The organism is Mitsuaria sp. WAJ17 (genome assembly GCF_014174515.1).
Lineage (GTDB): Bacteria > Pseudomonadota > Gammaproteobacteria > Burkholderiales > Burkholderiaceae_C > Roseateles_B.
Genome location: NZ_JACJUG010000002.1, coordinates 192,564 through 216,370, shown reverse-complemented (window position 1 = coordinate 216,370; position 23,807 = coordinate 192,564). Strand labels below are relative to the sequence as shown.

At 68.2% G+C, this 23,807-nt stretch carries 16 protein-coding genes; 4 read left to right on the top strand and 12 right to left on the bottom strand.

Features of this window, described 5'->3' with window-relative positions; translation table 11 throughout:
• The 4 genes from H5407_RS02560 to glk all read right to left on the bottom strand — a co-directional run bounded on the left by H5407_RS02560 (position 1) and on the right by glk (position 5,805).
• Positions 1 to 1,125: a proline iminopeptidase-family hydrolase gene (locus H5407_RS02560; RefSeq protein ID WP_220800426.1), complete on the bottom strand. Its 1,125-nt coding sequence runs from the start codon at positions 1,123 to 1,125 to the stop codon at positions 1 to 3.
• 103 nt (positions 1,126 to 1,228) lie between these two features.
• Positions 1,229 to 1,678: an SRPBCC family protein gene (locus H5407_RS02555; protein ID WP_183102839.1), complete on the bottom strand. Its 450-nt coding sequence runs from the start codon at positions 1,676 to 1,678 to the stop codon at positions 1,229 to 1,231.
• Between the two features lie 151 nt (positions 1,679 to 1,829).
• Complete coding sequence (locus H5407_RS02550; protein ID WP_183102838.1) at positions 1,830 to 4,511, bottom strand: TonB-dependent receptor; 2,682 nt, start codon at positions 4,509 to 4,511, stop codon at positions 1,830 to 1,832.
• Between the two features lie 271 nt (positions 4,512 to 4,782).
• On the bottom strand, positions 4,783 to 5,805 hold the full coding sequence (gene glk / locus H5407_RS02545) for a glucokinase (RefSeq protein WP_183102837.1): 1,023 nt from the start codon (positions 5,803 to 5,805) through the stop codon (positions 4,783 to 4,785).
• A gap of 433 nt (positions 5,806 to 6,238) precedes the next feature.
• On the opposite strand from glk, the gene H5407_RS02540 reads away from it, so the two are divergent.
• Complete coding sequence (locus tag H5407_RS02540; RefSeq protein ID WP_183102836.1) at positions 6,239 to 8,134, top strand: glucokinase; 1,896 nt, start codon at positions 6,239 to 6,241, stop codon at positions 8,132 to 8,134.
• Positions 8,135 to 8,155: 21 nt separating this feature from the next.
• On the opposite strand, the gene H5407_RS02535 is transcribed toward H5407_RS02540, so the two are convergent.
• The 4 genes from H5407_RS02535 to H5407_RS02520 form a co-directional block, all read right to left on the bottom strand.
• A complete protein-coding gene (locus tag H5407_RS02535; protein WP_183102835.1) occupies positions 8,156 to 8,980 on the bottom strand; it encodes a hypothetical protein in 825 nt (274 codons plus the stop codon).
• A 147-nt stretch (positions 8,981 to 9,127) separates the two neighbouring features.
• The gene (locus H5407_RS02530) at positions 9,128 to 10,033 is read right to left on the bottom strand and encodes a Rossmann-like and DUF2520 domain-containing protein (RefSeq protein WP_183102834.1); all 906 of its coding nucleotides are present in this window, start codon (positions 10,031 to 10,033) and stop codon (positions 9,128 to 9,130) included.
• 73 nt (positions 10,034 to 10,106) lie between these two features.
• Positions 10,107 to 12,911: a S8 family peptidase gene (locus tag H5407_RS02525; protein WP_183102833.1), complete on the bottom strand. Its 2,805-nt coding sequence runs from the start codon at positions 12,909 to 12,911 to the stop codon at positions 10,107 to 10,109.
• Between the two features lie 238 nt (positions 12,912 to 13,149).
• A complete protein-coding gene (locus tag H5407_RS02520) occupies positions 13,150 to 14,328 on the bottom strand; it encodes an acyl-CoA dehydrogenase (protein ID WP_183102832.1) in 1,179 nt (392 codons plus the stop codon).
• A gap of 130 nt (positions 14,329 to 14,458) precedes the next feature.
• On the opposite strand from H5407_RS02520, the gene H5407_RS02515 reads away from it, so the two are divergent.
• Positions 14,459 to 15,370: a LysR family transcriptional regulator gene (locus H5407_RS02515; RefSeq protein ID WP_220800425.1), complete on the top strand. Its 912-nt coding sequence runs from the start codon at positions 14,459 to 14,461 to the stop codon at positions 15,368 to 15,370.
• A gap of 18 nt (positions 15,371 to 15,388) precedes the next feature.
• Here the strand turns inward: H5407_RS02515 and H5407_RS02510 are convergent, their stop codons facing one another.
• Positions 15,389 to 16,621 (bottom strand): triacylglycerol lipase, encoded by a 1,233-nt coding sequence (locus H5407_RS02510; protein ID WP_183102831.1) that lies wholly within the window; start codon positions 16,619 to 16,621, stop codon positions 15,389 to 15,391.
• A gap of 194 nt (positions 16,622 to 16,815) precedes the next feature.
• Here H5407_RS02510 and H5407_RS02505 point away from each other — a divergent pair, with 194 nt between their 5' ends.
• A complete protein-coding gene (locus H5407_RS02505) occupies positions 16,816 to 17,568 on the top strand; it encodes an ABC transporter substrate-binding protein (RefSeq protein ID WP_183102830.1) in 753 nt (250 codons plus the stop codon).
• A gap of 60 nt (positions 17,569 to 17,628) precedes the next feature.
• Here H5407_RS02505 and H5407_RS02500 read toward each other — a convergent pair whose 3' ends face one another.
• The gene (locus H5407_RS02500; protein WP_183102829.1) at positions 17,629 to 21,231 is read right to left on the bottom strand and encodes a carboxypeptidase regulatory-like domain-containing protein; all 3,603 of its coding nucleotides are present in this window, start codon (positions 21,229 to 21,231) and stop codon (positions 17,629 to 17,631) included.
• 933 nt (positions 21,232 to 22,164) lie between these two features.
• Between H5407_RS02500 and H5407_RS02495 the strand changes: the two genes are divergently transcribed.
• Positions 22,165 to 22,809, top strand: coding sequence for a PEP-CTERM sorting domain-containing protein (locus tag H5407_RS02495; RefSeq protein WP_183102828.1), 645 nt, complete (start codon positions 22,165 to 22,167; stop codon positions 22,807 to 22,809).
• A 136-nt stretch (positions 22,810 to 22,945) separates the two neighbouring features.
• Here H5407_RS02495 and H5407_RS02490 read toward each other — a convergent pair whose 3' ends face one another.
• The gene (locus H5407_RS02490; RefSeq protein ID WP_183102827.1) at positions 22,946 to 23,353 is read right to left on the bottom strand and encodes a RidA family protein; all 408 of its coding nucleotides are present in this window, start codon (positions 23,351 to 23,353) and stop codon (positions 22,946 to 22,948) included.
• Positions 23,350 to 23,799, bottom strand: coding sequence for a thioesterase family protein (locus H5407_RS02485; RefSeq protein WP_183102826.1), 450 nt, complete (start codon positions 23,797 to 23,799; stop codon positions 23,350 to 23,352). The genes H5407_RS02490 and H5407_RS02485 overlap by 4 nt, the downstream gene beginning before the upstream one ends.
• Positions 23,800 to 23,807: the final 8 nt, after the last annotated feature.

The following is a 23,807-nucleotide window of genomic DNA, read 5'->3' as shown; positions in this document are numbered from 1 at the left end:
TCATTTTCCGGGGCCCTGGTCCACGTCCCTGACGAAGCGGATCAGCCCCTGGAACCAGGTCTTCTGATCGTCATACATGGACATGTGCGAGCCCTGGGCGCAGTGCAGATAGCGGCCCTTGGGCATCAAGGCGGCCATCTTCTCCATGTGCTTGGGGTCCATGGTGTCGTGCTGGCCGCCTATGGTCAGTGTGGGCACGGTGATCTTGCCGAGGTCGGCCATCCGGTCCCACTGCGCCAGCTTGCCGCTGGAGCTCATCTCGCTGGGGCCCTGCATGGGCACGTAGACCTCGCGGTTGATCTTGTCAAAGCCGCGCTTCGCCGGGTCCGGCCACTGGTCCGGTGGCATGCGCAGGATGTGGTGCACGTAGTAGTGCGGGATCAGCAGCTGCATGTAGCGCGGGTTGTCATAGTCCTTCTTCGCCTCGAGCTTGAGGATCTCCTTGAGGGCCTGCTGGTCCATGGCGGGCATCAGCGTGGTCTCGGCGTAGCGCACGTACTCGGGGATGCTGGCCATCATGTTGGAGATCACCAGGCCCTTGAGGTGCTGCTGGTGCTTCAGCGCGTACTCGATGGCCAGCATGCCGCCCCAGGAGTGGCCCAGGAGGTAGAAGTTGTCCTTGTCCAGCTTCAGGGCCTGGCGGACCTGCTCGACCTCGTCCACGAAGCGGTCCAGCTCCCACAGGCTGCCGTCCTTGGGCTGGTCGCTGTAGGCGGAGCCCAACTGGTCGTAGTAGTAGTACTCGATGCCCTCGCCGGGAAAGTAGCTGTCGAAGGCCTCGAAGTACTCGTGCGTGGCGCCAGGGCCGCCGTGCAGCAGCAGCACCTTGATGCGCGGGTTGTGGCCCACGCGCTTGGTCCAAACCTTGAACGTGCCCTTGGGCGTGGTGATGGGAATCAGGCGCACGCCGCCGGTCAAGGCGTCCTCGCTGCCGCTGTTGTCGTGATAGCTGGCCAAGCTGGGCTGCACGGCACCGGAGGCGGCAGCGGCGGGCTTGTCAGCCCCCGCACTGGTGGCCGGCGACTGGCCCGCGGGTTGGCAGGCCTGCAGCAAGATGTTGGCCGCCAGGGCCAGGAGCAGGCGGGCATGAAGTCCGGACATCAAACGGGCAGGCAGGAGCGGCATGTCATTCTCCGAAAGGGAAGTCGCCTTTGTAGGCCGTCGTCAAGCCGCCGGCCACCGGGTCTTTACGGTGCGCACGGCTGTGCGCAGGGCGAGCCAGACGGCGTCAGCCCGGGATCTCCGGCTCCACCAACTGGGCCAGCAGCAGCAGGGACTCCTGCCAGCCCATCAGGCAGGCCTCCCTGGGGATCACGGCGGGAATGCCTTCCTGTACCACGTCCAGCTCGGTGCCGCAGAAGACCTGGCGCAGGCGGATGGTGACGGTCAGCACGCCTGGCAGGTTCGGGTCATCGAACTGATCCGTGTGGCGGATCAGCGTGGAGGGCACCAGTTCAAGGTACTCGCCGCGAAAGCTGTGGCTGTTGCCGCTGCCGAAGTTCGTGAAGGACATGCGAAAGCGCCCACCCACACGGGCGTCCAGCTCATGGACGGTGCAGGTGAAACCGTGCGGCGGCAGCCATTTGCACAAGGCGGCTGCATCGAGGAAGGCGCGATAGACCCGCTCGGGCGGGGCGCGCAGGATGCGCTGAAGATGAACGGTACCAGTCTCGGGCATGGCAGCTCCTCATGCAAATTTCCGCGCATGCTACGCACCCGCCGCCGAACTGCAAGCCCGCAACGCCCCACCGGGTGGCTGCGAGGGCACGAAAAAAAGCGGCCGGGTTTCCCCGGCCGCTGCAAAAGGCATTGGTGATTGAAGAGCGAGTTCAGAGCTTGTAGTTCACGCCCAGCAGGGTCTGGCGACCGTACTTCTCCCAGCCACGGTAGCGCTCCTCGCTGCCAGAGAAGGTCTGGAAGGCCGAGTTCGTCAGGTTGTTCACCTGCAGCAGGAAGGACAGGCCCTTGTAGGAGCCTTCCTGGATCTCGTAGCCCAGTTGCAGGTCCACCACGGTGTCCGCCTTGATGAAGGTCTTCTCGCTGGTGCCGCCGGGGCCGCCGATGGAGCCCAGGAAGTTGGAGCGGTGACGCTGGCTCACACGCAGGGAGTAGCCATTGTTCTCGTAGTAGGCCGTCAGGTTCAGCACACTCTTGGACAGGCCCGGCAGCGGCAGGTTCTGGTCACCGAAGCGCGAATCCCTGACGTTGATGGAGCTGTCCGTCAGCGAGAGGTTGCCCTGCACGCCAAAGCCCTTCAGCGAGGGGCTGACCATCTCCAGCGGCACTGACAGCGAGAACTCCAGGCCACGCAGCGAACCGCCCTGCCCGTTCTCCGGATGGGTGATGGTGCCGATGGTGGTGCTGGGCTTGATCGGCGTGCCGTCGGGGGCGGTGCCGGTCAGCGGATAGTCCTTGAAGTCGTAGGGCGTGGTGACGTTGTAGATGTAGGACTTCAGGCGCTTGTAGAAGCCGGCCACGGCCACATAGCCCTTGCTGCCAAAGTACTTCTCCCAGGACAGGTCCAGGTAGTCGGACTTCCAGGGATCCAGCCTGGGATTGCCGCCACTGCCGCTGGGCGTGCCGGTGTTGCCGGCGGACAGGCCCACCTGGAAGGAGGCGTTCAGGTCATCCAGCTTGGGGCGGGCGATGGCCTGGCCCGCGCCGAAGCGCAGCTGCTGCTGGTCAGGCAGGCTCCAGGACAGGTTCAGGGTGGGCAGCACGTCGGTGTACTTCTTGCCATCCTGCACCGGCACCAGGGAGGCCAGCGGCCACTGCAGCAGGGTGTTGGAGGTCGAGCTCTGGTCGGTGTTGACCACCTGCAGGCCGACGTTGCCGCGCACCGGGCGACCCAGCAGCTCGGTCTCGATATTGGCCTTGGCGTAGACCGTGCTCACGTTCTCCTTGATCGCCCAGTTCTTGGTGGCGCCCCAGGGATTCAGCACTGCGGCCGTGTAGGGACCGAAGTTGCTGGCCAGCACCTTGTCGATGTCCCAGGCCAGGATGGCGGGCAGGCCGACGCGCGACAGGTCGGTGGGCGACAGCAGGTCGGCGCTGGCGAAGTCGGACTTCAGCGCCTTGAAGCCGGTCTCCAGGTGCTGGCGGCTCTTCTCGCGGCGCGAGTAGTTCAGGCCGAAGTCGATGCTGGTGATGATGCCGGCGTCGAAGTCACGGCTGAAGTCCAGGCGCACGGCGTCCAGCTTGTCGCGGAAGCTCGGCACGTTGACGTAGCCGTTGCCGAAGGGGCCGCCCAGCTTGACCGCAGCATTGCTGTCGTAGGCCTTGCCGAACTTGAGGGTCGGCACCGGACCGGTGTAGTCGTAGCTGATGGTGTCGGCGCCCAGGCCCGAGTTCATCTCGATCAGGGTCTCATCGTGATCGGCGGTGGAGTGGCTCAGGTCCAGCACCGCGGTCCACTTGTCGAGCACCCACTTGTTGTTCCAGCCGATGGCGCTGAGCTTGTCCTCGCGCGACAGGATGTTGTTGCGCACCACCGGGGTGGCCTGCACGGTGCCCGACAGGGCCAGGCCGTTGGTGATGGTGGTCGAGTTGAAGTTGGCGCCCGACCAGTTCTCGAAAGGCACCTCCATGCCGCGACGGGTCTCGTCGTACGAGAACTTGGAGTGGTAGACGTCCAGGGTCGAGCTGAAGCTGGTGCTCGGACGGTATTCCAGCACGCCCATCACGCCGTCACGCTTCTCGCGGCCGGTGTAGTACAGGCCCTTGAAGCCCTGGGGATAGAGCGCGTCCTTGTTGGCCACGCCGGCACCACTCAGGTTGCCACCGTTCTTGACCCAGTTCCAAGTCTCGAACTGGTAGCGGCTGACCGGGTGGTCGCTGTGGGCGAAACCCACGGCCAGGCCCAGGGTCTTGTCGGCGAACTGGTCGATGTAGGAAGCGCTGACGCGATTGCCCGTGGAGGGCGCGCCGTCGGAGATCGCACCATTGGAGTTCTTCTCGCCACGCACGTTGAAAGCCACCGTGCGCTTGCCGAAGTTCAAGGGCTTGACGGTCTGCAGGTTGACGGTGCCGGCAAGGCCTTGGCCGACCAGGGAGGCGTCGCCGGTCTTGTAGACGGTGACGGCGCTGATCAGTTCGGAGGGGTACTGGTCGTACTCGACGTAGCGGTCACCGCTGGTGCTGACCTGCTCGCGGCCATTCAGCAGGGCGGAGGACAGGTCCGGAGCCGTGCCGCGGATGCTGATCTGCTGCGCCTGGCCGTTGACGCGCTGGGCGGCCAAGCCGGGCAGGCGTGCGATGGACTCGGCGATGCTGATGTCGGGCAGCTTGCCGATGTCTTCAGCGGAGATGGACTCCACCACCGACGTGGCGTTCTTCTTGACGGAGATCGCGTCCTCGATGCCCTTGCGGATGCCCGTCACGGTGACGGTATCGAGCTTGTTGTCGTTCGGCGCCTGCTGTGCCTGGGCGCCCGCTGCCAACATCAGCAGCGCGCAACCCGCCACGATGGGGTTCAAACGAAAGGTGTCGCGATGGACTTGCACTGTCTTCATCCTTGTCTCCTGTAGCTCTTGGAACAACTGCTGCCGCGCCCCTCAGGACGGCTGGGGCTGCGGCGCCATGGAACCCTGTCACTGAAACAATTCTGTACTAAAACTAGATTCACACACAACACGAAGAAAACCCTTATCAACGCCATTCGATGCCAAAAAACATCGAAATTTCTGGCAAAAGCAAGGGTATTCACTCAGTTTTGCACTCTCAAATGGCTCAACGCCCTGTGACTTCTCGCACCGGCTTGTAGGCCAACTACAACCAATCAGCTCATGAACCGCGATTCAGCGACAGCGATTGTTCGATGGCCAGCGCCACGCCACCCATGGCGGCCAGGGTGTCGGTGATCAGCGCCGTGGGAATGCCGGCCAGGTAGGGCTGAAAGCGCCCTTTGGCCTCGAAACGCTCACGGAAGCGGGATTGGAAGAAGTAGTCGCCCAGGCGCGGCACGATGCCGCCGCCCACATAGACGCCGCCGCGGGCCCCCAGGGTCAGAGCCACGCTGCCGGCAAAGCCGCCCAGCATGGCGCAGAAGCTGTCCAGCGTCCGTGCGCACAGAGGATCCTGGCCCGAGAGGCCGCGCTCCAGAATCAGCTCAGGCGTCAGCACCGCCGGCGAAGCCTGGCCACCCAGCACGGCGCACACAGCCTCATGCAAGCTCGGCAGGCCGATGCCGGAGAGCAGGCGCTCAGCCGAGACATGCACATGGCGAGCCCGCACATGCGCCAGCAGCGCGCTCTCGAAGTCGTCGGCCGGCGCCAGGGTGGCGTGCCCGCCCTCCCCCGGCAAGGCCAGCCAGCCCTGCCCCGTCTGCACCACGGCCGCGACACCCAGCCCGGTACCCGGCCCGATCACCGCCAGGCAGCCGGCGGCCGTGGGCGCTTGCCCGCCCCAGGCGCGCAGCTGGTCCCCGCGCAGACGCGGCAGTGACAGCGCCAGGGCCTCGAAATCGTTCAGCACCCGCAGGCTCTGCAGCTGTAGCGCCGCCTGCAGGGCCTGGCGGGAAAAGCGCCAACGGCTGTTCGTCAGCACCACCTCGTCGCCCGCGATGGCCGTGGCCACCGCGACGGCGCCATGACGGGGCGCCGGGCAGGGGCGCCCCTGGGCCTGCAGCTCGGCAGCCAGGTCCTGCAAATAGTGTCGGGCTGCCTCCTCCAGGCCAGGGAAGTCCTGGACGGCATAGCTGCGCAGCGATGCCACCGGTGAACCAGGGCCCGACACCCAGCCGAAGCGGGCGTTGCTGCCACCAACATCAGCCACGAGCCAGGGATACTGCGCCTGCAGGCCACTCATGCGCACCTCTCCCGCCGCCACCGGCCAAGGAGGCGCTGCGCACGCTGCGGTACCGGCACCGGCGGACCCGATGGCAGGTGCCCTGTCAAACTGTCTTGCATGGATGTTCTTTCCTCACTCGGCAGGCCGCAGGTCGGCTTGCCGTGGCGCCTGTAGTTTTACAAGCGAATCATATGCGGCGAAAGGTAGCAAAACTACATTCACCTGACAAGCTATCGCAAGCCCCGCCCCGCTGGCAGACGCCAGCACCGACCAGGTCCTGCGCAGGCATTGGTGAAGAAATCCCGGGCAAGTCCCTGATCCGTCAAGGTTTCGTCCCACAATAGGGTCAACGCAGGCGCTGCCGGGGCCACCCCGGTCCCGGCTCCCGCCCCGGCCCTGGGCATGTACTGATGTCCGGGCGCTGTAGTTGCGTTACACCCTGACCCATCCCATGAGCTCCTTCGACAGCCCCCGATTGATCGCCGACATCGGCGGCACCTACGCGCGTTTCGCCCTGGAAAGCAGCCCAGGCGAGTTCAGCCGCAGCGCCTCGCTGCGCTGCGCCGACTACACCGACTTCCACGCCGCCGTCTCGGCCTATCTGGACGGGCTGGGCGGCGCCCACATCGAGCATGCCGCCATTGCCATCGCCAACCCGGTGGAGGGCGACCAGGTCCGCATGACCAACTACCACTGGCAGTTCTCCATCGAGGAGATGCGCCAGCGCCTGGGCCTGGACACCCTGGTGGTGGTGAACGACTTCACCGCCCTGGCCATGGCCATCCCGCGCCTGGGGCCGGGCGAGCTGAACCAGATCGGCGGCGGCGAGGCCCGGCGCCAGAGCGTGGTCGGGGTGCTGGGCTCGGGTTCGGGCCTGGGCGTGTCCGGCCTGATCCCGGCGGGCGATGCCTGGATCTCCCTGGGCTCCGAAGGTGGCCACACCAGCTTCGCCCCGCGTGACGAGCGCGAACTGGCCATCCTGCGCTTTGCCTGGCGGCAGTTCGACCACGTCTCCTTCGAGCGCCTGGTCTCCGGCCCCGGCCTGGAGCTGATCTACCGCGCCCTGGCCGACCGCGCCGGCGAGGCCGCCAAGCCCCTCAGCGCCCCTGACATCACCCAGGCCGCCCTGGATGGCCGCGACGCCGTCTGCGCCGAGGCCCTGGAAGTGTTCTGCGCCCTGTTAGGCACGGCGGCGGCCAATCTGGCGGTCACCCTGGGCGCGCTGGGCGGCATCTACATCGGCGGCGGCATCGTGCCGCGCCTGGGCGAGTACTTCGCCCGCTCACCTTTCCGCAGCCGCTTCGAGGACAAGGGCCGCTTCAGCAGCTACGTGGCGGGCATCCCTACCTATGTGATCACGGCGGAGAACGCCACCTTCAAGGGCGCCTCGGCCATCCTGGAGGCGCAGCTCAAGAGCCTGCAGAGCAGCGCCGGCGCGGCCATCCTGGGCCAGATCAGGCGTGCCCGCAGCGAGCTCTCGCCGGCGGAGCTGCGCGTGGCCGAGCATGTGCTGGCCCACCCGCGCGACGTGCTCAACGCGCCCATCGCGGACATCGCCCGCGCGGCCCAGGTCAGCCAGCCCACGGTGATCCGCTTCTGCCGCTCCCTGGGTTGCGAGGGCCTGTCGGACTTCAAGCTGCGCCTGGCCTCCGGCCTCACGGGCACCGTGCCTGTCACCCACACCCAGGTGAACATGGACGACTCCATGGTGGAGCTGGGCGCCAAGGTGCTGGGCAACACCGCCTCGGCCATCCTGCAGGTGCGCAGCCAGCTCAACCGCGAAATGATCGATCGCGCCATCCAGCTGCTGCTGCAGGCCGGTCGCATCGAGTTCTATGCCGCCGGCCACTACGGCGTGGTGGCCCAGGACGCCCAGTTCAAATTCCTGCGCTTCGGCGTCTCCTGCGCGGCCTACACCGACCCGCGCCTGCAGCAACTGGCCGCCGATGTGCTGCGGCCGGGCGATGTCGCCGTGGTCATCAGCAGTTCGGGCCGCCTGCCCCAGTTGATGGAAGTGGTGGAGCGCGCCCATGCCCGCGGCGCCACGGTGATCGCCATCACCGCGAGCCAGTCCCCACTGGCTCGCAAGGCCGATGCCGCGCTGATCATCGACCACGTCGAGGACGTCAGCACCCACCTCCCCATGGTGAGCCGCATCCTGCACCTGCTGGTGATCGACATCCTGGCGGTGGGCGTGGCCCTGCGCCGCAATCCCGAGGCCATGCAGCTGATGGACGACGACGACAAGGCCGCCCTGGAGCAGCCGCACGATGCCGGCGCCCGCCGGGCCGCGCCCGGCGTGGGCGTGGCGGCACCTCTGGCCAGGCTGACCTCGCACACGCGCTGAGGCCGCCCGACCCGCCTCGCTTCAGCGGCTCTTGGTGCCCGTCAGGCCGTTGATCCACGGCCCCAGGGTCGCCCCAGCCGGGGCCTGCAGCCGCGCATCGGCGGGCAGTCCGGCGGGGTCCAGCACTGCGCAGCTCTGCTTCCTGTCCTTGCTCTCGTAGAGAAAGGTGATGCGACGCGTGCCGCTGGACGAGGCCCAGACCGCCGGCACCTCGCCAGCCGGCTGGCACAGGGCCACACCGGACACGCCCGGCAGCATCCAGCGGAAGGCCCAGGGCAGCAGACCCTTGATGTCGCCCACCAGACTGCGCAGCTGCGCGTCCGCGCGGCCCACCTGCTCCGGCGTCAGGCTGCCCACCTTGGGAATCACCTCCAGGCTGAGGCGCAGGCCCATGCTGCCCTTGGGCTGATTGGGGATGAGCTTGGCGGTCTCGGACTGCGCGGGCGTCAGCGGCGGCAGGCTCAGCGTGCCGTCTTCGGCCATGCCCACGGGCAGTTCCTCCTCGTTGTCCAGCTCCACCACCAGCCGGGTGCCGGGTGCCGGCAGCTTCTGCTTGCTGGCATGAGCCTTGAAGTCCAGCCGGATCAGTTCGCTCGCATGCTTGCGGGCCACACCGTCGATGAGGTAGATGAACTTGGCGGGCATGATGGCGGGATCCGGCGCGCGCTTGCCCTGCACCGCCACCGGCGCCAGCACCAGCTCGGGCACCGCGGAGGCCGCGGTCGCGGGCACTGCCGCATTGGGCACCTCCGCCAGCGCGTTCATCGCCAACCCGCACGTCGCCAGGCACGCCGCACCGACGCCCAGGCTGCGGCGCCCGCCGCAGCCACTCTTGTTCTTGCTCATCGATCGTTCCTCAGATCCGGCCCCTGCCGGGTCCCTGTTTTTCGGGTTCGCAGTGTAGGCAGCGCCGGGCCATCCCAGGTGACCCGAGCGACCTGCTGCGGCACCGAAGGAGCCAGACGCAAATCCGGAGGATGGGGGCACCAGGGGTCAGGTCTTGCCGGCCGAGGCGGAATGCTCCGACTCCCCGACAGCCGGCCGCGCCAGCAAGGCACCCAGCGCTGCGCGCGCCGCCGTGTCGGGCCGCCCGCTGTCAGCCAGCAGATCCAGCTGACGCTGACAGAGCCAGCGGTAGAGCTGCAGGGCGTCCTCGCCGCGCGACGCCATCACCTGCAGATGGGCGGCAAGGACCCGGGCGTCGCCCCGAGCCACCGGGCCGGCGATGGCGCCGGCGAGGCCACGTTGCGTCGCGGCATCCAGGGCGCCGCGGGACAGGGGCATCAGCGCAGCCAGCGCCTGGTCTGGCGCCAACCCGAGCTGCTCGAAGAGGCTGACGGCCTCGCTGAGCATCGCCAGCACGCCACTGGCAGCGATATTGGCTGCGGCGTGGTAGGCCGCCCGCTGTCCGCCGCCCAGGGCCAGCGGACGCAAGCCCAGGCGCCCGGCCAGACGATGCAGCTGCTCACCCAGCGGCGCGTCCGGCGTTTCGATGGCCACCACTGAGCCCTTCAGGCGCTCGCGGGCCGTCCGGGGATCGGAGAAGATCTGCAAGGGATGGAAGCCCCCGACCATGGCGCCCGCGCGCCGAGCCGCGTCCAACGCGTCCAGTCCTGTGGCGCCACTGCAGTGCACAGCAGCCTGCCCACGCCGCCAGGGCAGGCTCGCGGTCAATGCAGCGATGGCATCGTCAGGCGTGCTCAGGAAGACGATGTCCGCGACGGCCAGGCAGTCGGCAGCAGGCAAGGCATGGACCCCTGGCAGTTGGTCGGCAAGCCTTTGGGCGGCAGCCGGATCACGGCTGGCAATGGCCGTCAGCGACTCGCCCTGCTCCGCCAGCACGGGCGCCAGGCTTTGCGCCAGCCGCCCTGCACCTATGAATGCGATACGTGGACTCATGCCCGCGAACATACCATCCCGCTCAGCGGCAGCGCGATGCGCACAGCGGCCCGGTTCTCGGTCTCGACGGTACTCAGGGCTGAAGCTGCATCAGCTGCGCCCTGTCACCCAGCTTGCGAGCGATGTCGCCGGGAGCGTCCTGGATCGCAGCACCCATGGCGCGCCGACGGAGCTGCCCAAAGGCCTGCGCAGCTTTCGGCCCCTGCATACCGAGGCTCTGCACTTCCGCCAGGCGCATCTGCAGCGCCTGCGCCAGCTGGCCCTCGCTCAGGCCGGGCGGCCGCGACTGCACGCCGCCACTGCGAAGCCGCATCCCGGTGAGCGCGTGACAAGAGGAGAGATCCTTGGTCGAGCGGTAGACCAGGTAGTAGCAGCCGGTGGCCATGCTGCCTGGGCCGTTCCAGCGGAACTCGTAGAAGCTGTCGTAGGTCGACCAGCTCGGATTCAGCGTGTAGATGTAGTAGGACTTGGCGCTGCTGCTGTAGGTAGCGAGCGTGAGGCTGTCGTATTTGTCCAAGCCTTGCGCGAAGTACTCGAACTCGTCTGAAACACCCGAGATGATCTGCGAGAAGGTGAGGTCCTCCGTCCAGGACGTGAGGATGCTGTACTGGAAAAGCCAGTCCCCCAGCACCGGCTTGAGCATGCGAACACCCTCGGGCTCGCCCAGCAGGGGCGTGTCCGTTCCGAAGCCCAGGTAGCGACTCAACGCCAGCTGCCGCCCATCCGGCAGCGTGAGCTGGGCATTACGGGCGTCGGAGAAGTTCAGGCGCACCGTGGACTGTGGAACAGGGACCAGGGAAGGCGCCTGGTAGGGCTGCCCGATGGCCTGACCTCCGCGGTAGGCCAGCCAGTTGCCCTCATAGCTAGTCGCGCTCTTCATCTTGCCGCCCGTCACGTACCAGGTGGGATGGCCGCTGCTGTCATACATGAAGCCGCCCATGAAGATCTGGTCGCCCTGCACTTCCAGGGCAAAGCCGCGCCCGCCCTCCGAGGCGTTCCACCACCAGCCGGCCTCGGGCGCGAAGCCGCCCTGTGGCAGACGCGAGCCGCCGGTAACGATGTCATAGCGCTGAATGGTGGTGCTGCTGCCGTCAGGCCAGAAGATGCGCCCGGCCGTGGCGCTGCTGAACTCGATCCGGATGGCGCCCACTTCGCCGAGGTAGTTCGGGGACTTGTAGCTGCCAGTCAGGGTCTGGCCCGCCTCATAGCGCAGCATCTGGCCGGAGAAGCTGCGGGCATCGCTCATCGGCCCGTTGACGACGAACCAGGTGGGGTCGCCGCTGCGTTCGTAGAGGAAGCCGGCCATGAACAGGCCGCCGTTGCGGATCTCGATGGCATAGCCCCGGCCGCCCTCACCCGCGTTCCACCACCAGCCTGACTGCGGCACCGCGAGCGAGGCCCCCACCTCGCCCGCAGCCACTGCACGCACTGCGGACAGTGCATTGACCTGCCCGGCCCCGCACTGGCTCAGCGAACAGTCGCGGCCCGTGCCCCGCTTGAAGGCACTGACGGTGTTGGTCAGGACCTGCTTGACCTGATCTGGCCCCAGCGCCGGGTTCAGCGACAGCATCAGGGCCGCGGTCGCTGACACCACCGGCGCGGCCATGCTGGTGCCGGCCAAGTACAGCGTGGTGCCGTCGTTCCTGGGCGTGGTGCTGCCGCCGTCACCGAGGGAGAGGATGAGGCCATCATCGTCGCCCCCCGGGGCCGAAATCGTGACCCCCGACCCATAGTTCGAATAGGACGCCTGGGCCCCGCTCTTGCCCGTGGCGCCGACCGTGATCACGCCGGCGCAGTTGGCCGGCGCGAAGCTCGATGCCGGGACTGCGCTATTGCCCGCCGCCACGACCACCACGGCCCCTTGCGAGCGCGCAAAGTCGATCGCGTTCTGATAGGTGCGGGGACAAGCGCCGGAACCGCCCAGGCTCAGGTTGATGATCCGGGCCGGATAGGGATTGGCGGGCACGCCCGGCACGGCGCCGCCGGCGGCCCAGACGATGCCATCGGCGATGTCCGCCCCGGAGCCGCCGCCCTTGCCAAGGACGCGCACCGGCAACACGCGGACGGCAGAGGCGATGCCGGCTATGCCTTGGCCATTGTTGGCCTGGGCGGCAATGATGCCCGCCACATGCGTGCCGTGCCAGGAGCTGGACAGCGCCGAGGTGCGTCCGTAGCTGGCGGCTTCGGCGGTGGTGATGTAGTCCCCCGCGTCGCGGGCATCGGCATCACGGCCGCCGCCATCATTCGAGGCCCGGGTGTCCGCGATGAAGTCATAGCCCGGCAGCAGACGGCTGCGGATGTCCTGGTGATCCAGCACGCCGGTGTCCACCACGGCCACCACGACAGACTCGCTTCCGCGGGTGAGGTCCCAAGCCCCCACGGCGTTGATGCCGCCGGCAACGCGCTCGGGTTCCGCCAAATACCACTGTTGACCGAAGCCCGGGTCATTGGCGGTGGCGGCAATCTGGGCCCGATGCTCTGGCTCTGCGAACTCCACGTCCCGCAGCTGGCTCAGCTTCTGAGCCAGTTGGCGGAGTCCGGCCTTCGTGCGCACTTCGGGGGCGGAGACGACCAGCGTGTCCAGGGCCGCATGCCGCACCCACTCTATGCGCTGCCCACCTTGTGCATTGAGCCGCCCCAGGGCTTCCTGGGACATGCGCATGGCCTGGGTCTTGAGCGCCGAAGGGCGCAGGCGAAGCAGCAGCCGCGGCGGGTTGGTCAGGACCTCGGCGGCCTCCACGGACTCTGCGTCCGCCGCCATCTGCGACCGCGGCAGCACAGGCACGTCCTCCCGTGACGAGACACCACCGCCACACCCGACCAGGCCGCTGCCCGCCGCCACGACGGCGGCCACCAATGAAAACAGTCCCTTGCGCATCCCGCACCCTCAACTTGAAGCTGCGTGAATTCTAGAAAACCCTTAAGGCCATCCGGTGACAAATTCACGGGCGAGCGGCTGCCGCGACACCCCTCTCTGAGGCGGTTGGCAGCCCGTCACGCCCATCCCTTGCCAGCACCGCGCACAGGGCGTGGGCGCCCATCTCCGCCGCCATTGGGCGCAGGTCTGAGGTACGGTAAACCGGGGCTGCAGCCCCGGCAAGCGCCATCCGGCGAGGTCAGAACGCGGCGATGCCCGTCTGTGCGCGGCCCAGGATGAGGGCGTGAATGTCGTGCGTGCCCTCGTAAGTGTTGACCACCTCCAGATTCACCAGATGGCGGGCAATGCCGAACTCATCGGAGATGCCGTTGCCGCCCAGCATGTCGCGCGCCGTGCGGGCGATGTCCAGGCTCTTGCCACAGCTGTTGCGCTTCATGATGGAGGTGATCTCCACCGCCGCCGTCCCCTCGTCCTTCATGCGGCCCAGACGCAGGCAGCCCTGCAGGGCCAGGGTGATCTCGGTCTGCATGTCGGCCAACTTTTTCTGCACCAGCTGGTTGGCCGCCAGGGGCTTGCCGAACTGCTTGCGGTCCATCGTGTACTGGCGCGCCATGTGCCAGCAGAACTCGGCCGCACCCAGGGCACCCCAGGCGATGCCGTAGCGGGCGCTGTTGAGGCAGGTGAAGGGCCCCTTCAGGCCGCGCACCTCGGGGAAGGCGTTCTCCTCGGGGCAGAAGACCTCGTCCATCACGATCTCGCCGGTGATAGAGGCACGCAGGCCCACCTTGCCGTGAATGGCCGGGGCGCTGAGGCCCTTCCAGCCCTTCTCCAGCACGAAGCCGCGGATGGCGCCTTCATCGTCCTTGGCCCAGACCACGAACACGTCGGCGATGGGGCTGTTGGTGATCCACATCTTCGATCCGGTCAAGCTGTAGCCACCCGGCACCTTCTTGGCCCGGGTGATCATGGAGCCGGGGTCGGAGCCGTGATTGGGCTCGGTCAGGCCGAAGCAGCCGATCCATTCGCCGGTGGCCAGCCTGGGCAGGTATTTCTGCTTGGTGGCTTCGTTGCCGAACTCGTGGATGGGCACCATCACTAGCGAGCTCTGCACGCTCATCATGGAGCGGTAGCCGGAGTCCACGCGCTCCACCTCGCGCGCCACCAGGCCGTAGCAGACGTAGTTGAGGCCGGCGCCGCCGTAGGCCTCGGGAATGGTGGGGCCCAGCAGGCCCAGGGCGCCCATCTCGCGGAAGATGGCCGGGTCCGTCTGCTCATGGCGGAAGGCCTCCAGCACGCGAGGCATCAGCCGCTCGCTGCAGTAGTCGCGGGCGGCGTCGCGCACGGCGCGCTCGTCGGCCGTCAGCTGCTGGTCCAGCAGCAGGGGGTCGTCCCAGTGGAAGCTTGCCTTGGTGGCCATGATGATCTCCTGTCCAGTCTTGTCTCGATCGCTGCGGGGCGGCTTTGCTGCACCTTGATGGGCGACAAGTATTCCTTGTGAGACGATTCGTGTCCAATACGAATAAGCCATTCAACGATAGGCATAAAATATGGCAAGCTCACTGGCGACCGCCGCCCTCTCCCGCGTGGAACTGCGCCATCTGCGCTACTTCCTGGCCCTGGCCGAGGAGCTGCACTTCGGGCGCGCGGCACAGCGCCTGGCGATGTCGCAACCGCCGCTGTCCGTGGCGCTGCAGCAGCTGGAGTCGGCCGTGGGTGCGCGGCTCCTGGACCGCGACAGCAAGGGCGTGCGCCTCACCCCCGCCGGTGAGAGCTTTCGCGCCAGTGCGCAGGCCCTGCTGGGCCGCTTCGAGGAGGCCTGCGCCCAGGCCCGCGAGGTGCAGGCCGGCGAGGTCGGCCGCCTGCGCCTGGGTTTCGTGGGCTCCACGGTCTTCCATGGCCTGCCCGACTGGCTAGCCACCTTCCAGGACTCCCATCCCCGGGTGGAGGTGGTGGTGATCGAGCTGAACTCGCAGGACCAGATCCAGGCCTTGCTGCAGGAGGAGCTGGACCTGGCCCTGCTCCACACCGACCGCCTGCCCCCTGCCCTCGCCTGCGAGCCGCTGTACGACGAGCCCTTCCTCGCCTGCCTCCCCGCCTCGCATGCGGCCGCGGGCAAGCGCCGCGTGGCTCTGGCGTCCTTGAGCGACCAGCCCTTCATCCTCTTCTCCCGCCGCGGCTCGCCGGACTACCACGCCCGGATCGTCGAGATGTGCCGCCAGCAGGGCTTCTACCCGCGCCTGCAGCACGAGGGGCGGCACTGGCTGTCGGTGGTGTCCCTGGTGGCGCGGGGGCTGGGGGTGTCCATCGTGCCGGCGGCCTTCCGGGACGCCGGCATCCAGGGCGCCGTGTTCAAGCCGCTGGCGGAGACCATGGAGCGCAGCCGCGTGTTCGCGGCCTGGCGGCAGGACTCGGCCCCGGCCTTGCGCCAGGCCTTCCTGGAAACGGTAGGCAAGACCTGACCCCGGAGGTGGCCCGCATCAAGCCGGAGGGCTCGTCCGCCAGGGCCGCAGCCACTGCAGCAACTGCGCATACACCGCCGGATCGCCCAGCAGGGCCAGGTGCCCCAGGCCGTAGCCGATCCACTGCCGCTCGGGTGCAAAGGCCAGGGTGCGCAGCGGATCGGCATGCCGGCCCAGCGCGCTGTCCAGCGGGACCAGGCCGTCGCCCAGCAGGCGGTCCTTGAGGTCGTCGCGCCGCGCACCGATGCTGCCGGCGATGGTGTAGCAGCGCACCTGCGCGGGCAGCGGCAGGTGCATGGGCGCGGCCCGCTCCGCACTGAAGCGGTCGCGCCCCTGCCAGTCCTGCTCAAGAAGGCTGCCATGACGCAGGTCAGTGATGCCTTCGCTGCGCACCCGGCCCAGGCGCGCAAAGGGCGTGGCATAGGGCGTCTGGTCCAGGAGCAGCTCGAACCAGTGCCCCAGGCGCTCCAGCGGCGCGCCATGGTGCGGCGTGCCCAGGAAGAGCAGATCGTCCACGAGCGCGGGCCAGCGATGACCGGCAGCGGCCCCGTAATGCAGCGCACTGCGCGCCAGCAGACCGCCCATGCTGTGGCCCAGCAGGGTCAGGCTGCGCAAAACGCCGGGCCATTGCGCCACCAGGTCTTCCAGCAAGTCTGCCAGGGCCTGGCCGTTGCGGGCGATGTGCAGGCCGGTGTTGTAGCGCAGGTAAAGCGGCGTGAAGCCGAGGTCCCGGGCCAGCGCGGCGCCATGGTCATGGCCGGCGCGCCGCCATTGCTGCTCGTTCATGCACAAGCCGTGGATCAGCAGCAATGGCGCATCCCCCGCCTCGGGCAGCGCCGCGGCCAGCGCCGCCTTCTCCAGCAGCAGCGGGCGCCCGCCGTGGTGCAGGCCCATGGGTATGGCCAGGGGGTTGTGGCTCTGCTCGAGGTGGTCACCCAGCACACCGTTGAGCGCCGAGACCAAGGCCTCGCTCTGCGGCAGCCCGGGGGCGCGGCCAAGGGCGGGCTCCAGCAGGGCCAGCAACTCGTCGGCGCCCGCTCCCGCGAGGCGCGTCACGCCGCGGATGCCACGGTAGACCATCCCCGTCAGGCCTGTCGTGCGGTCCTGGGCGTCGCGGCCGGCAGCCAGGGGGCCATTCAGCACGCGGGCATGCACGGCCTCGACCAAGTCGGCCAGGCCCAGCGTGGCACTGGCCGTGAGCTTCACGAGGCCGCGCACCGGATGCCCGCGGCGCGAAGGAGGTCCGGCCATGCCTGCATTCCCCGTCTGGTGATGACGGGGCCATTCTGCACCAGAGCGAAGACCTTCAGCCCTCCAGGACTCCGGCCGCCCGGGCCCAGGAGCGACCCTTTGCTCCCGGTCCGCGGCGCTGGCTATGATCGTCCGCATCCAGGAAGCCGGACCGACACGCCGTCGCCCGCCGGCCATCCAGGCGGGGGATTGGCATGAGAGCTGTCGTGGCCTGGGCGCTGGCGCTGCTGGCCGCCTTGCATGGGGAGCCCGCCCGGGCTGACCCAGCGGACGCAGTGGAAGCGCCACTGCGCCTCTACTACTACGAGCGCCCCCCCTTCCACTACACCGACGCGCAGGGTCGTGTCACCGGCCTCTTCGCAGAGACCACCGAACAGATCCTGCGCCGTGCCGGCCTGCGCTTCGAATGGGTGCGCATGCCCGCCAACCGCATCCTGCTCGCGCTGCGCAGCGAGGCGACGCCCGCCTGCTCGCCGGCCTGGTACGCAACGCCCGAGCGACAGGCCGACTTCTGGTTCAGCAAGCCCATGCTGCGTGACAAGCCGCTGATCGCCCTGCTGCGGGCCGACTTCCCGCTGGAGCCCGGCACCACGGCTCGGGCCTTCTTCCAGAGCCCGAAGGTCAGGCTGCTGCTCAAGCAGAACTTCTCTCAGGGCGCCTACATGAACGCTCTGATTGCCCGCATGCCGCTGGCGCAGGTGCAGCAGGTGTCCCTGGAGGTGCCGGCCATGGTGCAGATGCTCAAGCGCAACCGCGCGGATGCCATCATCACCACGGCCGAGGAGGCCAGCATCTTCGTCGGCGAGGCCGGCTACCCCATGAGCGAGTTCCTGGTCGTGCAGTTCCCCGATGTGCCGGCCGAGGAGTACCGCTACATCCTCTGCAAGCGCACCGTCCCCGCCCAGGTCCGCCAGCGCATCGACGAGACCATCCCCGCCCTGCCCTAGCGGCCGGCAAAAGAAAAAAGCGCCCCGGTGAGGGGCGCTTTGCTGGAGAGCCCGCCGTGTTCAGCGGGCAGCGCGCTGGGCGCGATACAGGGCGGCCGATCTGGCCGCCGCGCCGCTGAGCCGCTTGAGACTGCCCTCTGCCGCCTTCGCGGACTTGGCGGACGGGCTGGCCGCGCTGGGCAGGAAGTTCGTCATGCGCGTCAGGCCCGGGGCATCGGTCTTGAGGTAGAGCAGATCCATGATGAAGCTGCCGCTGCCGCTGCCATCCACGCTGAACACGGGCAGCAGGCTGGCCTGGCCGTAGTTGAACACGTAGGCATAGCTGGTCGCCATCGGGCCCGTGGGCAGCTTGCCATAGGTGACCAGGGTCTGGCGGGTGTCGCCCTGGACGCTGCGCAGGGTGCCGCCGGACATGTTGAAGGGACCGACCGCGCCATCGACCATGAACAGGGACCAACTGGCCGAGCCCCCCAGCCAGGAGCGCGCCGGCCACACCTTGGCGCCCATCCAGCCCACCACCATGGTGCCCGGCAGCCATTGCTGCGAGCCACCATCGGGGGCGCTGATCAGGGTGCGCACGGAGGGGCTGGGGCCGATGGCCAGCACGTTCACGTACACGTTGCCGCCGGAGGTCTGGCTCTGGCCGAAGGCCTCCCCAGCAGCCAGGGTGTAAAGGACGCTGCGGGCGCCGCCCGCGCGGGCGATGCCAAGGACCTGCCCCTTCTTGCCGCTGAGGCCCAGGCTCTGCACGACGACATGGCTGGGCGTCAGCTGCACGTCGCTGGCCTGCACGTCCAGCGTGGCCAGGGTGTCCACGGCCAGGGTGTCGGTGATGTGCAGGAGGCGGGTGCCGCTGGTGGAGGTCAGCGCCAGATAGCCATGGGGGCCGTCACTGACCACCGTGCCTTGGTGGCTTTCGTCGGCCGCCAGGGTGGCCAGCAGCTTGGCACTGTCGGGCTTGGCCAGGTCCACGCCGTAGAGCTTGCCGCCTTCGATGAACAACCAGATGCCCGGTCCCGAGGAGCCGATGTTGCCCGCGCTGAGGTTGTGGAAGTCAGCGCTGCCCAGCTTGAACAGGGCCGTGGGCGAGCCCAGGTCGGCGTCGACACGGCTGAGCTGCGTGCCCTTGCGCAGCACAAAGCCGGCCAGGCTGCCGTCGTTGTTGCGGATCTCCGCCACGGGCATGTCGATCAGGCGGGCGGCGCTGCCACCATCCATGTTGAGGCGCACGGCCCAGGCCTGGTTGTCGGCGCTGGTGTCGCAGCGGCCGTCCGGCCCGGGTGCGACCATGAACATCCACGAACGCGACGGATCGGCGAAGTCATTGCCCATGCCATCCAGCATCGCCAGGTCCATGGTGACGCTGGAGCGCCCGCAAACCTCGCTGCTCTTGAGGCTGGACAGCAGCGCCGGCACCGGCACACCGCTGGCGATGGACTGGTCCACCTTGTACAGGCGGCTGCCCTTGAAGTAGGCGTAGTAGCGCTGCTGGACATTGCTCACCTGGCCACCCGACACGCTGGCCTGGATGACGCTGTGGTTCCAGAAGGACATCTGGCCACCGGCCTCGACCGTGCTGGTGCCCAGCCCGGGGTTGTCGGCCTTGACGGCCACCAGGGCCGGCGTACCCGAGGTTTCAGGACCGTCGGCGAAGGTGGTGCTGGCATTCACCGAGGGGCCGGCGTAGGACAGCAGGTAGTAGCCGGAGCCGCCCGAGCTGCCCGCATTGACCGTCACCGTGGCACTGCTGCTGGTGACCTTGCCCACGCTGTTGCTCAGCACGACCTGGAAGCGGCTGCCGCTGTCCTTCAGCTCCAGCACGGGCGTGACGTAGCTCGCCGAGGTGGCGCCGACGATGTCCACGCCATTGCGCTGCCACTGATAACTCACCGGGGCAATCTCATTGGCCTCGGCCCCCACGGACAGCGAGGCGTTCTGGCCCACGCTGACGGTGATGTCACGCGGCTGCGTGGTGATGGCCGGTGCCACGGGCACGGCCACGCTGAGCAGGGCGGTGTCGGAGTTCACCGACTTCTTGTTCGCTGTCACCACGACGCGGAAACCGACGCCGTTGTCGGCTGCCGTGAGCTTGGACGTGGTGTAGCTGGCGGCGGTGGCGCCGGCGATGTCGGTCCAGGCACCGGCACGCAGCTGCTGCCATTGGTAGCCCAGGGGGAATCCACCAGCCTCGGCGTTGACGCGGAAGGTGACGGTGGCGCCCACGGCCGCCTTCTGGCTTGCCGGCTGCTGGTAGATCACCGGTGCTGCCGCGCTCGTCAGGTGCAGGGTGGCCGGCGTGCTGGTGACGCTGCCGAAGTCGTTGCTGACTTTGACGGTGAAGCGGGCGTTGTCGTCTGCCGCACCTGCGGGCACGAAGTCCAGGCTGCTCTGGGTGGCGCCGACGATGGGCACGCCGTCGCGGCTCCACTGGTAGCTCAGGGTACGGGCTCCGGCCGCGTAGACCGCGAAGTGAGCCGGCCAACCCACGAAGCTGCTGGCGTCCAGCGGCTGCTGAATGATGACGGGAGCGGCGGTGCTGGCGCTGAGCACCAGGCAGCTGGGCAGGGTGATGTCCGTCGTCGATGGGCCGGCCTTCACGAAGTTGGACAGCCAGTCGCCGGTCTGGGCAAAGATGGTGGCCACACTGCCGCGGCGCATCACCAGCTCGAAGTCGCCGTTGCTGCCGGTGTAGGCCGTGGTACGGGCGCTGTAGTCCACGCCGTCGGCGAACACGCTGACGCCGGACTTGCGCTGGCCCTTGTCGTCCTGCACGCAGCCGCGCACGCGGATGGAGTCATAGACGCGATCCGCGTTCCAGGTCGTGAAGTGACCGACCTGGCCTTCGTAGTAGCGCTGGCTGCCTTCGCCCATCAGGCGGGCCTCGCCTTCCTGCACCCAGAGGCCGGTGGCCTCGTTCAGGTAGAAGAGCGGGATGGTGGCGGGCACGTCCGGGGAGCGCGTGGCCAGCGGAATGCGGATGACGGCGTTCACGCCTTTGGCCAGTTGCAGGTTCTGGCCGGCGCTGTCTCGCAGGACGACCGTCAGGGCGCCCAGGCTCTCCATAGGCTGGGGCGTGGCGCCGGCGGTGGCGGGCTGGCTCATGTAGCCGCCCGGCATGCGGGCCGCATCGCTCGCGGGATCGATGGGCGTGATCTCCACGGCGATGGCGCCGGTGTAGGCGGCGCCCTTGGCGTCCACCACGGCGTTCGCGGGCAGCGTGACCTGGGCCGGGGAGTTCGGCACCTGGACCGTGCCACCGCTGGCCGCGTTGACGCTGGCCGTGGCCCCCACGCGGGCCAGGCTGGCCGTCAGGGTGCTCGCCACGCCCTGCTGCACCTGCGCCTTGGCCTGGTGAGCGGCGTGGCCGGCATGGCTGATGCCCAGCAGCGCCTCGCCCACCGGCACCTCGGCCAGCGTGAAGGCGCCCTTGGCATCGGTGGTGGCGCTCAGCGTGCCGCTGCGCACCGTGGCAGCCGCGATCGGCAGGCCGGTGTCGGCTTCGTAGATGAAGCCGCTGACGGAGCCGGTCTTCACCACGACCGGCGGGGTGGGCGGTTCCGGAGTGGGCGTGGGGGTTGAAGAGTCACCACCGCAGCCGCTCAGGGCGGCGGCCAGACTCACGACGACCGCGCCAAAGCGCAGGCGCCAGCCATGAATTCGCATGAGATTCCTCCCGAGGCGCCTGGATTTGCACCGCACGACCCAACGTCAGCTGCGGGGCTGCACGCGCTCTGCGGCACGCTGAGGACCAGCCCGTCCAGGACAAGATTGCTAAGGATCAGCAGCCTGCATCGCCCCCGACCTGCCCCCACGGGGGTACGCCGGGCCGCGCATGGGGCTGCCTGATGTCGCCGCGGATTCTGCCGCCCGGGCCGGCTCCGGCGCACCGGAAGTGGTAATGGTTTGTAAGCCACCCCCCGCTTGAGCGGGTCGTAGCGCCTGGCCCCTCGTGCCCCCATGACGGCAGGCGACAGGCGCCCTCATCCCGGCACGGCCGTCACCTCGCTCTCCACCCTGGCGTGGTCCTCCATCGGCGCCGCCAACTGCACGGCGCTCATGGCCTCGCCGCACCCTCGGCCCGGCACCGCGCGGTCAATCTGCCCAACCTCGCGCCACGGACCAGGCGCTCTCGCCTGTCAATCACATAACCCACTATTCACCCAACCATTCAGAGGATCAAATCCGCCTTAGAAGAACGCATCCCTGATGTTCTGCAGGGCCCGGCGGACCTGGTCGATGACGTCGTCGCTCTCGAACTGGCCCTGCGTTTCCGCCGAGCGGGCCGACCACGAAGATCTGACGGCCGCTAGCGGAGGCGTACCGGCATCTCCGGTGCAGTCAATCGTTTCAACCGAGGCGCGCAGGCGGATCGACGATGCCCTCCGCGCGGGCGGAGGCCACCCCCTTTTGAATGATTGACCCATCACCTGCCCAACTCCTCAAATGGGCAGCCATTCGAGCTGCGGGTGTCGCGCAGGGCCTCCCCCGTGGAGCTCGGCGGCCGCGCCCGGCCCGAATGGACGAAGCGCCAGCTACAGTGCTGGCCCCTCCAAGACCGACAGACCATTGCGGCACCTGCCGCGCACGCAAGCTTCCATGAAATTCAAGAAACTGACCCTGCTCGCCACCCTGGTCCTCAGCAGCCTGAGCGGTGCGGCCCATGCCGATCTTCAAAAGTGGCGCCTGTCCGCCACCGTCTACAGCGTCAGCGAGGGCTTCACCGCGCCTGCCTTTGCCGCGCTAGGGCGGACCGTGACCGTGGACTACCTGATCGAGACCTCCGCCACCCCGTCGGGCGATGCGCTCAAGTCCTACCCGGGCGCCCTCGGTGCCGTCTTCGTGAACGGCCAGTACACGACGGTGGATGGTGACGTCTTCTCCCTGGGCACTGGCCTGGCGGGCATCAACACGGCGCTCCATGCAAAGCGCTCGGACCGCCTCGGCTTCCTGTCCTTCAACCGCTTCAACCCGGCCGAGACGAGCAACCTCACAGAACTCCTGATGGACATCTCGGCCGCCACGCCCGGCAGCTATGTCGATTTCCGCATGGATTTCGGCAGCGACACCGTCCATGCACACCCGGCCTCCTTCGAACAGCTCAAGACCTTTGACGTGCCGGAACCCGGCTCTGTCGCGCTCCTCGTCTCAGGACTCTGGCTGGCCGGTGCGATACGGCGACGGGCGTCTGCCCAGAAGCGCGGTGCAGCACTCGAAGAGCAGGCCGGCCCCCGTCCCCGATGAATGCAGAGCCGCTCGCGGGTCGGAGCAGCCGGCTGCTCACCTGGCGGACGGCTGCAGCAGTCCCATGGTGAGGATTGCTTTCAATCCGCAGGCTTGCAGCAAGGGCGGCTTCGCCCGGCTGTTCATCCCTCCGCACTCACCCGAGCACGGCCGTCACCTCGATCTCCACCTTGGCGCGGTCCTCCATGAGCGCCGCCACCTGCACGGCGCTCATGGCCACCCCGTACGCTCGGCCCAAGACCTCGCGGTAGACCTGCCCCACCTCGCGGCCGCGGGCCAGGTATTCGCGCTTGTCCAGCACATACCAGGTCATGCGGCAGATGTGCTCAGGCCCGGCACCGCCCTCGGCAAGCACGGCCTTGATGTTCTGTAGGGCCTGGCGGACCTGCTCGACGAAGTCGTCGCTCTCGAACTGGCACTGCGCGTTCCAGCCAATCTGGCCGGCCACAAAGATCTGCCGGCCGCTGGCGGCCACGCCGTTGGCATAGCCCTTGGGCGCGGCCCAGCCGGCGGGTTGGAGAAGGGTCTTGGGGCTTGTGCTCATGGCGTGTCTTCCTGCAGTCCGCTCAGGGCGAGCAAGGCACTGCGTATGTCGTCGGGCAGGGGCTGGGCACGGTGGGTCTCCAGGGACGTGCACACCAGCGACTGGCGGAACCAGGCCCGCCGTCCGTCGGGGCCCTCGTAGTGATGGAAAAGGCGCAGGGAGCTGCACCCGAGGTGCTCGAGGGCGACGCGCTGGCGCAGCACATCGCCCATGCGGCTGACGCGTTCGAAGCCGCTGTCCAGTTGCACCGTGGGCAGGCCCACGCGGCGCACGCCCAGCAACTGGTCGAAGGGGATGCGCAGGCCGACGGTGAAGAAGTCCTCCACCACGGCATTGAGCATCTCGTAGTAGCGCGGGTAGAACACGATGCCGGCCGGATCGCAGTGACCGAAGCGCACGCGCTCCTCGCGCTCGAAGATGAAACGGGGGCCTGATGTCTCGCTCATGCGTCTCT